The sequence below is a fragment of the Flavobacterium azizsancarii genome, from assembly GCF_027980145.1.
GTDB classification, from domain to species: domain Bacteria; phylum Bacteroidota; class Bacteroidia; order Flavobacteriales; family Flavobacteriaceae; genus Flavobacterium; species Flavobacterium azizsancarii.
In genome coordinates, this window is the sequence record NZ_JAMZNK010000013.1 from 1 (window position 1) to 14,211 (window position 14,211).

The following is a 14,211-nucleotide window of genomic DNA, read 5'->3' on the forward strand; positions in this document are numbered from 1 at the left end:
GTATCTATCTTAAAATGTATCGTAAATTAAGAACCGCCTTGGTACGGATCCGTATGCCGGGTGGTGTGGAAGGTCGCCTAGGGAATTAATCCCTAGGCTCCTATCCGATTTTAAAGCCGATAGGTTTTGCATAATCTTATCATTTCGACGAAGGAGAAATCACACTAGAAATTCCGCAAAGAAAGTCCGCAAAGAAAGTCGCCAATCTTTGTCTATTATGGAGTGTGATTCTCCTTCGTCGAAATGAACATAAATAACAAAGAAAGAAAATTATTAAACTCCGCCACGACTATTTAATATTTTCTCAGTAGTCACGTCAGAATGAAGTAATTCCTCCATTTGATAGGTGGTGCGTTGTGCCTCCAGTGCATAACCAAACATTTTTTGTTCATAATCGTCAATAGCGTCCTGCAAGGTTTCGAATTGCCCGTTTGTTAGGTTTTCTGTTAACTGATAAGCATCCATCAAACCCATATTTACACCTTCGCCTGCAAACGGTGGCATTACATGTGCCGCATCGCCTACAAGGGTTATGTTTGAATGTTTTTTCCAGGTTTCTTCAAGAGAAAATAGGCGCAAAGGCAATCCTGTAAAATCAGTTGAAGCAACGAAGAATTTTTTGTAATCCTCGTTCCAGTTCTCAAATTTTTTCAGTAAAAAAGCAATAACTGCAGCATTGTCTTCAAAGTCAATTTCGTTATTTAAAACCCAATTTTCATCAGCTTTAAAAGAAACTCCAAAATGCACGGAACCGTCGCGTAAAGTATGGGTATAAAACATTTTTTTCTCCCCCATTGCCATTACGTTTCCGTCACCGTATTTAGGTTTAAATTCAGGATAATCACGATCCGGATTTTCAATTTCTCCCTGAATAATATAAGTTCCTGAAAGTTGAGGTTCTTTGTCCGTAACAAATTTTCTGGCATTTGATCTTCCTCCGTTTGCAACAATTACAAAATCAGCAATTGTTTTATTGCCATTTTTGAATTCCAGATAATACTGTTCATCGATTTTTTGAATGTCCGTCAATTGACTGTCCCATACAACAGTATTTTCCTCAAGGTTTTCGAGCATGATTTTTCTCAAATCATTTCGATCAATTTCAGGTCTTTGATATCCATTTTCTTCAGTTGGCATTTCTTCTGAAGTAATATTTCCATGCATATCGGCCATTTTCTCTCCGGTTGGTCTTGCGTACTGATAAAAGGCGTCCATTAGATCCGCTTTTTTGATTGCTTTTTGTCCTGAATCTGCATGTATGTCAAGCGTTCCGCCTGAAGTTCTTGCCTGAGCATTTAAATCTCTTTCGTAAACTGTTACTTCAGCTCCGTTTATTTGTAATATTCTGGCTGTTGTTAAACCTACAGGTCCGCCACCAATGATGGCTACCTTTTTATTTTTTATAAGTGAAGTGTTCATTTGATTTTTATTTAATTGATATTGTTGTGATTGAGTTTATTTTGATATTTAAATTAACATTAAAATTGAGGTTAATATTGCAATTGATATTACGATCGATTTTTATCAGGGAGTTAATGCTTTAATAACCAGATTAAATGCTTCGTTGCTAATTTCTTTTGTAAAAGCAAAAGGTTTTCCGGACATTGATTTTCCTTCTCTGTGCAATTCCAAAAGAGAGTAAAGCGATCCGTAAGCAATACTCCAAAAAACTTCGAAGGTGATAGGGAGAAGTTCTTTCTTTTCGATAGCCCTGGTAATGAATTTTGTCATTTCATCTTTAAAGTCTGTTGTGATTTCAGATAAAATGGCATCACCATAAGTAGAATGTTTCAAAAGTTCGATGCAATCCGTTTGAAGTGGAAAATTTAGTGTGTATTTAGATCTGTTATCCCATTGCTTGCGTAAACCGTCTACAAACGACATTTCTGAAGAAAAACCAACTAACATTTCATTAAAGAAATTTTTTCCAATTTCGATTCCAATTTTACGGATAAGATCTTCTTTGTCTGAATAATAAATATAAAGGGTCGCTACAGAAACGCCACATTCTCTGGCTAAACGATTCATCCCAAAACCTTCTACGCCTTGTGAAACCAGCATTTCGATTGCTTTTTGCTTTACAATTTCTTCTTTATTAGTGTCTCTGGTTCTCATTGTTCGAATTAATTATGGTACAAAGATATTAATAATAAATGAACGTTCGCTTATTTATTATAAAAAAAGGTTCAAAGGAACAGAGGAGCAAAGGTTTCAGTTGAGACGAAAAGCAGTATGTCTAAATTGGGTTTTAGCTGAATAGTCGTCAGCTTTAGCTGGAGGACGAAAGGGGATAAAGAAATAGGCTTTAGTCAAATGTAATTGAAATTCTAAAAAAAACTTCGTAGCATAAAACCATAAAACATAAAAAAGCTGCTAATATAATTCGTCAAAATTATATTAGCAGCTTTTTCTTTAATAACAATATTTAGGGAGTTGCAGTTTGTTCTGCTTCTCTAATTTTTTGATTCTCCAAAATCTTTTGTATAAAAGGTTGAGTTTGTGTTTCTATTTCAGCTTCAGAAATGTCAAGAGCTTTTGGATCTTTTACTAATTCGAACCATGGTTTTGGTCCGTCAAAGTTATAACTTCCAAAAACAACTACCGGAGTTCCTTTTACTTTTACATTTTCCTTGTCTTGTAAAATCCATTCATCTGCAAATTTATAAAGATATTTTGCATCATTTTCTTGAAGTCGTAAACAAGAATGTGAGGCTGGATAACCTGGTAATGCGTATTCGTGAAAACCGACACCCAGTTTATTTTCGATATTAAAATTCCATTTTAATTCCCATTCGTCATTAAAAGTACTGGTTGTTTTTTCTGCTTTCCAATTGGTAAAAAATAATCCGGTTGGAGTAGGGTCTTTTTTTCTTCCCATATTTGATGGCCCGGTACGGACTAATTCTCCATTTTCGTAAGCAGCAAATGCTTGTGTAGGATAGGAGAAGATAATTATTTTTGAAACTTCTTCTAAAGCTTTTATATGTAGAGGAAATGGCAGATAATAAACAATATCGCCAGTAAAATCTGCAGGAACAACAACTGAATCCAATTTTGCAAAGTTTGCTTTATCAGTTCTGTTTATGGCATAGGCAATACGAAGTTTTGTACTGTCAGATTCATTTGCTTTTAGCCAGTCCTTTGTTTTTTCAAAATGATAGGATACAGATTTTGGCTTTATATGTTCAATTACCTTTTTTGGTTTTATTTTTTTTGAGGTTTCAGTTGATTCATTTTTTTTACATGAACCTAATAAAACTAATATTAATACAAGTACGATATTTGATGTGTAATATAACTTTTTCATAAACTGGTTTTTTATTACTGTAAAGTTATTTTATTAGTGTCTAATATGAATTACACAATTTCTTGAATTATTTGTTTGATTTTCATTTAAGTAATCGTGTATTACAAATCTTATATCAATTCTTTTATTTTAGCATGTTGCAGCAATAAAATAGTTTTGGCATCTGTAATTTCGCCGGATTCAATCATTGCATAAGCTTCATCAAAGGTATATTCCAGAACTTCAATGTTTTCCTGTTCAGCATCTAATCCTCCGCCATCATTTACTTTCATGGTTTCGTCGTATTCACCCACAAATAAATAAAGAATCTCTGTTACGGAACCTGGTGACATATAAGTTTCGATTACTTTTTGAACTTTTTGTAAGCGATAACCTGTTTCTTCTTCGGTTTCGCGAATAACGGCTTGTTCTGCATTGTCCTGATCGAGAAGTCCTGCACAAACCTCAATCATCATTCCGGTTTTATTTCCGTTAAGATAGGTTGGTAAACGAAATTGCCTTGTCAGGATAACTGTTTTCTTTGCAGTGTTATACAATAAAATAGCAGCTCCGTTTCCGCGGTCGTATACTTCGCGAATATGAGATTCTACTTTGCCATCTTTCTTTTGGTAGTCAAAAGTGACCTTGTTTAATATGTACCAATTATCTGAAAGTAATGTTGTGTCAGTAATTTTAATTTCTGGATTTTTCATAATTAGAAATCTTTGTATAAAAAAACGCTCTGGTTATCAGAGCGTTTAGATGTATTATTTTGTTATTGTTTGCTTTCTGTCCGGGCCAACTGATACAATCTTAATTGGCACTCCAACTTCTTCTTCAATAAACTGAATATATTCTTTTAGCTCAATTGGTAATTGATCGTAAGTGGTCAATCCTGTTAAGTCAGCTTTCCATCCTTTAAATTCTTTATAAACAGGAGTTACGTTTTCCGGCTCGATGTTATAAGGAAAGTGAGAAATGTTTTGTCCTTTATAGTTGTATTCTGTACAGATTTTCAAAGTTTCGAATCCTGAAAGAACGTCGCCTTTCATCATCATCAATTGTGTAACTCCGTTTACCTGAACAGCATATTTTAAAGCCACAAGGTCTAACCATCCACAACGTCTTTGTCTTCCTGTAACAGATCCAAATTCGTTTCCAACTTTTGCCATTGTAGCACCAACTTCGTCAAAAAGTTCAGTTGGGAAAGGTCCGCTACCAACACGGGTAACATACGCTTTAAAAATTCCGTATACTTCCTTGATTTTGTTAGGAGCAATTCCTAAACCTGTACAAGCTCCGGCAGCAGTAGTATTTGATGAAGTTACAAAAGGATAAGTTCCAAAATCAACATCTAATAAAGAACCTTGTGCTCCCTCGCATAAAATAGATTTACCTGCTTTTTGTGCTTGGTAGATATATTCTTCACTGTCAATAAAATCTAATTTTTTTAATTCTTCGATAGCTTCAAAAAATTCTTTTTCAAGTTCAGCTAAGTTATATTGAATCGCTACATCATAAAAAGCAATCATTGCTTCATGCTTGTCTGCTAATGCTCTGTAACGTTCTTTAAAATCTTCTAATTCGATATCACCAACGCGTAATCCGTTTCTACCGGTTTTGTCCATATAAGTTGGACCAATTCCTTTAAGGGTAGAACCAATCTTAGCTTTTCCTTTAGATGCTTCAGAAGCAGCATCAAGTAAACGGTGAGTTGGTAAAATTAAATGTGCTTTTCTTGAAATGATCAATTTGTTTTTGATGTCAAGGTTGAATTTCTCTAAACCTTCAATTTCTTTTTGAAAAACTACCGGATCTATTACAACACCATTACCAATGATGTTTATTGAATTTTTATGAAAAATTCCAGAAGGAATGGTTCTAAGTACATGTTTGATTCCGTCAAATTCTAAAGTATGTCCTGCATTTGGTCCTCCTTGAAAACGTGCAATAATGTCATAATTAGAGGTAAGAACGTCAACAATTTTCCCTTTACCTTCATCTCCCCATTGTAATCCTAGTAATAAATCTACGGTCATTCTGTTTTAATTTGCGTTGAGGCAATCTAAATTGCCCTACTGATTAATGTAGTTAATTTTCTTTTTTTTATTTTTTAAATAATGCCTTTCCGGATTATTGTTTTTGCTTTTTGTTTCCGTAGAAATACAATGAATGATTCGTGATTTCGATATCAAATATTTCTTCGATTGTTTTTTTGATGGTTTGAATTCTTGGATCGCAAAATTCGATTACCTCACCAGAATCAGTCATGATAATATGATCATGCTGTTTATCAAAATATGATTTTTCGTAGTAAGCCTGATTTTGCCCAAATTGATGTTTTCTAACCAAAGCGCAGTCTAACAATAACTCGATCGTGTTGTATAATGTAGCTCTACTCACACGATAGTTCTTGTTTTTCATTTTGATATATAAGTTTTCTATATCAAAATGTTCTTCGCTATCGTAAATTTCCTGAAGTATAGCATAACGCTCAGGAGTTTTGCGATGCCCTTTTTGCTCAAGATACATTGTAAAAACATTTTTTACAATTTCTTGATTCTTAGTGTTGTCAGTTGAAATGAGTGTCATATCCTGCAAAGATAATTTTTTATTTTTAATGAATAAAAGTTTCGGGTTTAAAGTTTAACGTTCATGAGGTATTTGATCAGCAATAAGGCACTATTTGCAGGCTTTTGAGCTGATAAAATTTCCGTTACGCAAACTAACTTAATTAACATAATTATTTTTATTTATGATAAAACTAACATTTGTCTATTTAGACATATACATGTACCAGTTCCATTCCCATGTTTTTCCTTTATCATCAGACATGGCCTGACTCCAAACTGGATTTTTACTATCTCTGGCATCCCAACGAAATACCTGTAATACATCTTTGCCTTCAAAAACATCTTTAGAATAGAAATGTCCAATCTTATTTTCAAAAGAACCAACTACCGGTTTGTCTAAAACGCCTGTATTTGAATCTGACCAATAAATACTCCACAATTTTGTGCGAGGATTAAATAATCTAACCGTCATTCCTTCAAAAGGTTCACCATCAAATGTGGTAAGAAAATTATCGATATTACCAATTCCGTTCAAAATCTTATACATTTCCTGAGTTGAGGGAAATTCGATCCATTCCGTACAATTTGCAAATCTCTTTTTTAATTTTTTATTTCGAATATTTGATTTTCCTTGAAAAAAATCAAAATCATCTTTTGAGGAAGATTCAGAAACAATAATTAAAAGTTCACCATTTTGATCAAAATGTACTTTTGGAATTTCTAAATCATCGTTTGCCATTATTTAATCCTATTTATATTCCGTTTCTAAATGGAAAGTGTTGATTTAGGTTCTGTATTCTCTTGTAACTTTGTCTACCCCGTCAATTTTTTTAATGGCATTGATCATTTTCTTTAAGATCGTATTGTTCTGAACGATTACTGCAATCTGTCCATGAAAAATTCCGGCATCTGTACTCAGCGAAATACTCTGAATATTGACACTCATATTGTTCGAAATTACTCTTGTCAATTGATTGGTAAGTCCTAAAACATCCATTCCGGTAATATTGATAATTGCTTTGAATTCTTCTTGTGAAGAATCAATCCATTTGGCGCTCATAATTCTATAAGCGTAATTTGACTGCATTCCGATTGCGTTTGGGCAATCTTTTTTATGAACTTTTATTCCTTCGTTTATTGTTACAAATCCAAAAACGTCATCTCCCGGAATTGGGTTACAACATGGCGAGAGTTTATAATCAAGTTTGTCATGTTCAGTACCAAAAACCAACATATCATAATTACTGCTCATGACAGGTTTATGAATGTCTTCTGCGGCAGTTGGTTCTTTATTTCGTTTAATTTTATTTTTAAAGAAATTGATAAAACTATTGCTTTTCTGCGCAGCGTAATCTTTTAATTGTTGATTTTCAATTGCTCCAAGTCCAACTCTGTAAAATAAATCTAAACTGGTTTTAAGTTTGAAAAAGTTGACCAGTTCATTGATAACTTGTTCGTTGATTGTTATTTTTAAATGTCGAAGTTTTCGGGTAAGTAATTCTTTTCCTTCTTCGGCAATTTTTTTGGTGTTCTCGTTTAGAACGTTTTTAATCTTATTTTTGGCTCTCGAAGTCGTTACGTATTCTAACCAGTTTATGGTTGGTTTTTGATTTGCAGAGGTAATAACTTCGACCTGATCACCACTTTTTAGTTCGTGATTTAAGGGAACCAAACGTCCGTTGACACGGGTTCCTCTGGTTTTAATTCCAATTTCGGAGTGAATGCTAAAAGCAAAATCAAGTGAAGTAGCTCCTTTAGGCAGTGATTTAATTTCTCCTTTTGGTGTAAAAACAAAGATTTCTTTTGAATATAAATTCATTTTAAAATCTTCTACAAAATCTACCGCATTGGTTTCCTGATTTTCAAGTGCTTCACGAAGCAAATTCAGCCAGACATCCAAACCGCTTTCTTCGGTTGCGCCATTTTTGTATTTATAATGTGCAGCGTAACCTTTCTCTGCAATTTCATCCATACGCTCGCTTCGAACCTGTACTTCGACCCAGCGGCCCTTTGGTCCCATAACGGTAATGTGCAAAGCTTCGTAACCAGTTGATTTAGGCGAAGAAATCCAGTCACGCAAGCGACTCGGGCTTGGTCTGTAATGATCTGTTACGATCGAATAGATTTTCCAGGCGACAAATTTTTCATCGTGCGGGTCTGATTTATAGACAATTCTTAAAGCGAACTTGTCATAAACTTCGTCAAAACTTACATTTTGAGCGCGCATTTTTCGACGAATCGAATAGATAGATTTCGGACGTCCTTTAATTACATAATCGATGCCTTCATTATCCATAGATTTCTTTAAAACTTCAGAAATATCTTTGATGTAAGCATCTTGTTCTTCTTTCGTTTCTCTGATTCTGCTAACAATATCATTGTAAACAGCAGGTTCTGTATATTTTAAACCTAAATCTTCTAATTTGGTTTTGATATTATAAAGTCCCAGACGATGGGCGAGAGGAGCATAGATATAAAGTGTTTCTGAGGCAATTTTAGTCTGCTTGTATTCTGCCATCGAATCCATAGTTTGCATATTGTGCAAACGATCTGCCAGTTTTATCAAAATTACACGAACATCATCGTTCAGCGTCAGGATCATTTTTCTGAAATTCTCTGCCTGCATCGAAGCATTCAGATCTTTTTGAACCAATGAAATTTTCGTCAGGCCTTCGACTAATTGAGCTACTTTTGGGTTGAATAATCGCTCAATATCTTCGACTGTCATAGGAGTATCTTCTACAACATCGTGCAATAAAGCCGCAGCAATAGAGGTTGCTCCCAAACCAATTTCAGAAGCTACAATTTTTGCAACTGCAATAGGATGAAAGATATACGCTTCGCCAGATTTACGTCTTTGCTCTTTATGTGCATCAACAGCAACGTCAAATGCTTTACGGATAAGTTTTTTGTCGGTTGGACTTAAAGTCTGATAACTGATTCGAAGTAATTCTTTGTACTCTTGGGCAATTGCTTTGTTTTCTTTCTCAATATCTATTTCTATCATAACGGCATGGTTCAAGTACTAAAAATAAGAATTAGTTTGAATATACGCAAGGGAATGGAGAGTTGATTTTAGAAGGAGTTTATTTTGTTTAAAGTTTCAGGTTTCAGGTTTTTGAGCACTATTTTCTCGCCCACTTTTAAACCTGAAACCTGAAACCTGAAACCTGAAACTTTGAAATTACTCTTTCGTAAAATCTAAATCCTGAAAATCATAACTAAAATCTGTTAACTCAGAAATTGGAAGCATTTTTAGGTTAATAACTTTTCCGTTTTGGTCGTATTTGAAAAGTAAATGAGCATCAGCATGAAAAAAAGTGTTATTCCATTTTACGAGATAGTTTCCGTCTTTATAGAAAAAAACTTCACCAACAAGTTGTGGCGAACGTTTTGATGCAAAATAGGCTTTTCCTTTTTTCTCGGTAATGGTAACTTCTCCAAACCAATTGTCTTTATAAGTTCCGGTAATTTTAGAGAAATCAACTTTTATTTTATCTTTTTTATTTTTTACAACAGTCGCCCAAACTTCATCAGTAACTTTATCTGCGGATGCTTCACTGGCTTTCATCCTATTGCTGTAAAGAGTTACATAATCATCAGATTTAATGCCTAGATAACTGTCTTTGATAGTGTTTGTTATGGCTGTAAATGCGGCTCCGGATTGTTGATTGGTCAAAACGATAATTCCTAAACCTAGTTCAGGAATTAAAGTGGTTTGGGTTACATTTCCTTCCAGACCGCCGGTATGCGAAACTTGCTTGTATCCTTTTACATCGTTTAAAAACCAACCCAGGCCATATCCGTTAAAATGAGTATTGTAAGGAGGTTTTGTTTTAGTTGGAATTATGGTTTGCAATTGCCACATTTCATCGTGTTCTTTCTCTGAAAATAATTGTTTATTGTCGCTGTATTTTCCATTATTAATTTGCAAAATAGCCCATTTGCTCAAATCATTTACACTTGAATAAATTCCTGCTGCGCCATCAAAAAGCTGATTTTCATATCGTTTGATGGTTTTTAGTTTGCCATCAAGCGGAACGTGAGGTGTAATTACGTTTGTTGTGTCTTTTAAACGTTTTACAGAAGCCACGCTGTTATTCATTTCCAAAGGTTTCATGATGCGTTCTTCTACAAAATCTGCCCAGGTTTTTCCGGTGACAACATGAATAATTTCGCCGGCAATAATATACATTAGATTATCATAATCGTATTTAGTTCTAAAACTGGAAACGGGTTTTAAATATCTTAAATTATGAATAATATCTTGTGCTTTAAAGTCACTTCCGTCAGGCCAGATCATCAAATCTCCCGCACCAAGTCCAAGTCCGCTTCTGTGTGTTAATAAATCACGAATTGTGAATTCTCGGGTTACATAATCATCAGACATTTTAAAATCCGGTAGATATTGGGTTACTTTATCATCCCATTTTATCTTGCCTTCATCAACCAGCATTGCAAGTGCAGCTGTTGTAAAAGCCTTACTGTTTGAAGCAATTCCGAAAAGTGTATTTGCATCTACTTTTTGTTGGGTTACAACTGATTTTACACCATATCCTTTTGCAAGAACTACTTTTCCGTCTTTTACAATTGCAACTGCAATTCCGGGAACATCAAAAGCTTTTATGGTACGATTTACCAATTCATCTACTTCCTGATTGGTTATTTGTGCCGTAACGGAGAAACTAAATAATAATGCTAAAAGAGATAATTTGTAATTCATGATGTGATTTTTTTAGTTAAATCCTCGCTGGCGTTTGGCTTCAAAAATTAAAATAGCTGCCGCAACGGAGACATTCATACTGTCGATTTCGCCCTGCATAGGTATAATAATATTTTGAGTTGCAGCATCGCGCCAATCCTGTGTCAATCCTGTGGCTTCTGTGCCTACAACCAAAGCGGTTGGAGTTGTAAAATCCTGTGTATGATAAGAGGTTGAATTTTGTAATGTAGCACAGTAAAAATCAATCTTTTTTTCTTTTAGAAAAGCAATGATTTCGGCCGTTGTTCCTGTGGCAATTTGGTTGGTAAATAAACAACCAACGCTTGATCGCACAATATTTGGATTGTATAAATCACTCTTTGGGTTGGCAATCAAAACGGCATCAAGATTTGCAGCATCTGCCGTACGCAAAAGGGCTCCAATATTTCCTGGTTTTTCAGGTGCTTCGGCGACAATAATCAACGGATTATCTGATAATTTTAAATCAGATAATAACATCGATTTGGTTTTGGCTATAGCCAGAATACCTTCGGTTGTATCGCGATAGGCTAGCTTTTGGTAAACCTCTTTATTGATTTCGATTAACTGAACCGGCGTGTTAACCAATTTATTGATCTGATTTTCAGTGACCAGTTCCGGTAAAAACAGAACGGTTTCTATTTCGTAACCGCCTTTTATTGCTAATGAAATTTCGCGTAAGCCTTCAATCAAAAATGTTCCGGTTTGTTTTCTGGCTTTTGCCTTTTCCTGCAGTAAAACGAGTGATTTTATAAACGGATTTTGTATTGAAGTAATTTGTTTCATTCTTAAAGATACTGAGTTTCTAAGGCGCTAAGATACTGAGATTTTTTTTAAAAAGCGTCAAGGGTTTACAGGTTCAAAGATTTTGTCCTGCGAGGTTTTTCAAAGTCTTTAGGTTTAAAAATATTTATCCTTTTAACTTGGGTCTTATTATTTTTAAGATTTCGGTATGATAATAAAAGGTCTTTTTTATTTCATCAGGATAGTAGGCAATATTTTCAAGTACAATAACACTTGTTTTAGTTTTAGGATAATAATAATTCATAGAAACAAATCCCGGACAAAACCCAGTTTGTCCATATTGTAATATACCATCTATTGTATCTATTGTTATCCCGTAGCCATATGGCGTTTTTCCGAAAATAGGATGATTACGTATCGCATTTTTTTGCTTCGTTTCCAGCATTTTCAAGGTTGCTTTTTTTAATAATTTTCCACCATAGAATTGCTCATTCCATAAGTTTAAATCACTACAGTTTGATATAAAAGAGCCGGCAGCGGCATAATTTTGCAAACTTTTATTTTCGAGTTCAATTGTACCATTTTCAGTTTCCGTATATCCTTTAACTAAATTTTTATATTGCTTAATGTCAGGATGAAAAGTATGTTTCATTCCACATTTTTTAAACATTTTTTTTGATAGCCCTGCAAATGATTCACCAGAAGTTTTCTCAATAATTTTAGCGAGTAAATCATAACCAATTTGCGAATAAGCATATTGAGTTCCAGGTTTAAAAGCAGTTGGTTTATCTAATTCAACGATGCCATGCATGTGTGTCAGTAATTGATGAACCGTAACTGTATCTGCCCAAGACTGTTTTAATTCAGGTAAATATTGATGAATCGGTATAAATAGTTCAACACGTCCTTTGTCATATTCTCTAAGTAAGAGAACGGTAGTAAATTGTTTGCTTATAGAGCCAATTACAAATTGATCATTAAGCTGTAAAGATGCTTTTTTGTTCAGGTCAGAATAACCCAAAGCTTTAAAATATTTTGTTTTTCCTTTTTGAGAAATAAAAATTATTCCGTTAAAAGGTTTTTCTGTTTTAGCAGAAATAAGAGCATCAATTTGCTTTTCAAAATTGGCATTTTGAGCGTAGGCTGTAACTATTATTTCAAAAAATAGAAATAAAAACAATAGTATTTTCTTCATTTAAGATGGATGGGGATTACAGGTAATGATATTTTTTAAAGAGGTACAAAGGTACAAAGCACCAAAGGTTCAAAGTTTTTTGTCTGCATCCTTCGAGGTTTTTAAAATCTCTTAGGTTTAAATTGCTTCCATAATTCTTTGGCTTCTTTTTTTGTCAAAGTCTTTATTAAGTTTTTTGAAAAATCTACATTTATTAGTGGAAAATCACTTTGGTTTTCACCAGTCAAAATCAATGGTTTATTTAAAATTTTACTCACTTGGTTCATGAAACCTAAAATCTTTTTATAATTATCAAATGAATATATTTCCTTCGGATCAATATCAAATTCAATTTCCTCAACTGAAAAAAAATGAAGATTTATGATAATATCGTCAATTATGATAGATGAAATTATTGCTTCAAATTCTCCCGTTTTATCATTCAGATATTGAATTAAATATTCTAAATCAATTTTATTAACCTCTTTATTTTCTCCTGACAGACCATATTCACAATGTGGTTTGCATTGAGGTAATTAATTAAAATTTTCCAATCTTCAATTTTTACATTTTGAACATAAATATCGATCAATGCTCCATCTGGCTCAAAAATCCATTTTATTTCATCCCAATCTATCATTGTGTTAATTTATCATTGTTTTATAAAAAAAGATACCACGAATTCCACGAATTTTCACGAATTAATATTTTGCGTAATGATGGTGAAAATTAGCGGAAATTCGTGGCAAAAAAACTTATTCTTCTGTAGGATTATTTTCTTCTAATAATGCCGTTTCTTCTTCTTGTGGTCTTGTGGTTACCTGATTTTTCTTGCCAAAGAAAAACTTTCTCATGGCTGCAAAACCTGCTGCAATAGCTAAAAATATGATTTTACCAAATTTAGCAATGATAGCAAAGAAACCTACTTTTGCTAAAACTTTTCCGGCAACTAATCCGCCAATAGTCCATGCTGCGACAGTATCTGTATCAGCATCAAAGTCAAGATATTTGTGTCCGTCATTAAACTCAACACTTTTTAATACCTGCGGAATACTGGCTTTTACTTCTGCAAGTTGATCCATTCCTGCAACGGCAGAGATATTGTACATTCCTTTTCGTCCTAAAACTCGCAAATCATAGTTTAAAGTATTTGCTTCGTCTTTTCCAAATTTTAGTTCTTTTGCCCAATGCAAAACTTTTAAATTACTATCGTAGTAAGGTTTTGATGCCCATCCTACTAATTGTACTTCAGGATAATTGCCTTTTTTGCGTTCTTCATTTTCTACTGTTACATCTTCTTTCATTGTTTTTAGCAAATCATCATAGTCAATATCTCCGGCATCATCGTCTTTGACAAAGCCATCTCCTCGATAACTAATGACGAACATCCAGCTATTGCTGTGTGTAACTCCTTTTCCGTCAGGAACAAGAGAGCCTAAAACGCTTTTGTCTTCCGGATTTCCCCATAAATTGGTCAAAATTCCTTGTGTTTGTTCTGCGTTAAGAAATTTAAAACCTTTTGGTACATTTAGTGTTCCGTCTCCTTCCGGCAGCGTAATTTTTCCTGATTGATAATTTAATGTTTTCTCAAAAAGCTCATCGTTATTAGGCTCCTGGGCAATAAGAGGTGTGAAAATGGTCATTAAAAAAAGAAACAATAGTGTTTTTTTCATTTGAATAAATTGGTTTTGGT

12 protein-coding genes are annotated in these 14,211 nt (G+C 33.9%); all 12 read right to left on the reverse strand.

Features of this window, described 5'->3' with window-relative positions; genetic code table 11:
• Positions 1-273 precede the first annotated feature (273 nt).
• On the reverse strand, positions 274-1,419 hold the full coding sequence (locus NJT12_RS10105) for an FAD-dependent oxidoreductase (RefSeq protein WP_271335778.1): 1,146 nt from the start codon (positions 1,417-1,419) through the stop codon (positions 274-276).
• Positions 1,420-1,524: 105 nt separating this feature from the next.
• Positions 1,525-2,115 carry a TetR/AcrR family transcriptional regulator gene (locus NJT12_RS10110; protein ID WP_271335779.1) on the reverse strand — a complete coding sequence of 197 codons (591 nt, stop codon included), beginning with the start codon at positions 2,113-2,115 and terminating at the stop codon, positions 1,525-1,527.
• 310 nt (positions 2,116-2,425) lie between these two features.
• On the reverse strand, positions 2,426-3,307 hold the full coding sequence (locus NJT12_RS10115; protein ID WP_271335780.1) for a L,D-transpeptidase: 882 nt from the start codon (positions 3,305-3,307) through the stop codon (positions 2,426-2,428).
• 110 nt (positions 3,308-3,417) lie between these two features.
• Positions 3,418-3,999, reverse strand: a complete 582-nt coding sequence (locus NJT12_RS10120) for an NUDIX domain-containing protein (protein ID WP_271335781.1) — start codon at positions 3,997-3,999, stop codon at positions 3,418-3,420.
• Between the two features lie 54 nt (positions 4,000-4,053).
• The gene (locus NJT12_RS10125; protein ID WP_271335782.1) at positions 4,054-5,325 is read right to left on the reverse strand and encodes an adenylosuccinate synthase; all 1,272 of its coding nucleotides are present in this window, start codon (positions 5,323-5,325) and stop codon (positions 4,054-4,056) included.
• Between the two features lie 94 nt (positions 5,326-5,419).
• Positions 5,420-5,878 (reverse strand): Fur family transcriptional regulator, encoded by a 459-nt coding sequence (locus tag NJT12_RS10130; RefSeq protein ID WP_026981862.1) that lies wholly within the window; start codon positions 5,876-5,878, stop codon positions 5,420-5,422.
• 183 nt (positions 5,879-6,061) lie between these two features.
• The gene (locus NJT12_RS10135) at positions 6,062-6,598 is read right to left on the reverse strand and encodes a hypothetical protein (RefSeq protein WP_271335784.1); all 537 of its coding nucleotides are present in this window, start codon (positions 6,596-6,598) and stop codon (positions 6,062-6,064) included.
• Positions 6,599-6,643: 45 nt separating this feature from the next.
• Positions 6,644-8,866, reverse strand: a complete 2,223-nt coding sequence (locus NJT12_RS10140) for a RelA/SpoT family protein (RefSeq protein WP_271335785.1) — start codon at positions 8,864-8,866, stop codon at positions 6,644-6,646.
• A 177-nt stretch (positions 8,867-9,043) separates the two neighbouring features.
• Entirely contained in the window at positions 9,044-10,582 is a 1,539-nt protein-coding gene (locus tag NJT12_RS10145; RefSeq protein WP_271335786.1) for a serine hydrolase, read from the reverse strand.
• A 12-nt stretch (positions 10,583-10,594) separates the two neighbouring features.
• Positions 10,595-11,386, reverse strand: a complete 792-nt coding sequence (locus tag NJT12_RS10150) for a TrmH family RNA methyltransferase (RefSeq protein WP_271335787.1) — start codon at positions 11,384-11,386, stop codon at positions 10,595-10,597.
• A gap of 124 nt (positions 11,387-11,510) precedes the next feature.
• Positions 11,511-12,539 (reverse strand): serine hydrolase domain-containing protein, encoded by a 1,029-nt coding sequence (locus NJT12_RS10155; RefSeq protein ID WP_271335788.1) that lies wholly within the window; start codon positions 12,537-12,539, stop codon positions 11,511-11,513.
• A 734-nt stretch (positions 12,540-13,273) separates the two neighbouring features.
• Positions 13,274-14,191, reverse strand: a complete 918-nt coding sequence (locus NJT12_RS10160) for a DUF2167 domain-containing protein (RefSeq protein ID WP_271335789.1) — start codon at positions 14,189-14,191, stop codon at positions 13,274-13,276.
• Between the last annotated feature and the right edge of the window lie 20 nt (positions 14,192-14,211).

What these genes read in the sequence shown, in the direction of transcription:
- NJT12_RS10105 (WP_271335778.1), bottom strand. Translation starts at nt 1,419, where the DNA reads ATGAACACTTCACTTATAAAAAATAAAAAGGTAGCCATCATTGGTGGC.
- NJT12_RS10110 (WP_271335779.1), bottom strand. Translation starts at nt 2,115, where the DNA reads ATGAGAACCAGAGACACTAATAAAGAAGAAATTGTAAAGCAAAAAGCA.
- NJT12_RS10115 (WP_271335780.1), bottom strand. Translation starts at nt 3,307, where the DNA reads ATGAAAAAGTTATATTACACATCAAATATCGTACTTGTATTAATATTA.
- NJT12_RS10120 (WP_271335781.1), bottom strand. Translation starts at nt 3,999, where the DNA reads ATGAAAAATCCAGAAATTAAAATTACTGACACAACATTACTTTCAGAT.
- NJT12_RS10125 (WP_271335782.1), bottom strand. Translation starts at nt 5,325, where the DNA reads ATGACCGTAGATTTATTACTAGGATTACAATGGGGAGATGAAGGTAAA.
- NJT12_RS10130 (WP_026981862.1), bottom strand. Translation starts at nt 5,878, where the DNA reads ATGACACTCATTTCAACTGACAACACTAAGAATCAAGAAATTGTAAAA.
- NJT12_RS10135 (WP_271335784.1), bottom strand. Translation starts at nt 6,598, where the DNA reads ATGGCAAACGATGATTTAGAAATTCCAAAAGTACATTTTGATCAAAAT.
- NJT12_RS10140 (WP_271335785.1), bottom strand. Translation starts at nt 8,866, where the DNA reads ATGATAGAAATAGATATTGAGAAAGAAAACAAAGCAATTGCCCAAGAG.
- NJT12_RS10145 (WP_271335786.1), bottom strand. Translation starts at nt 10,582, where the DNA reads ATGAATTACAAATTATCTCTTTTAGCATTATTATTTAGTTTCTCCGTT.
- NJT12_RS10150 (WP_271335787.1), bottom strand. Translation starts at nt 11,386, where the DNA reads ATGAAACAAATTACTTCAATACAAAATCCGTTTATAAAATCACTCGTT.
- NJT12_RS10155 (WP_271335788.1), bottom strand. Translation starts at nt 12,539, where the DNA reads ATGAAGAAAATACTATTGTTTTTATTTCTATTTTTTGAAATAATAGTT.
- NJT12_RS10160 (WP_271335789.1), bottom strand. Translation starts at nt 14,191, where the DNA reads ATGAAAAAAACACTATTGTTTCTTTTTTTAATGACCATTTTCACACCT.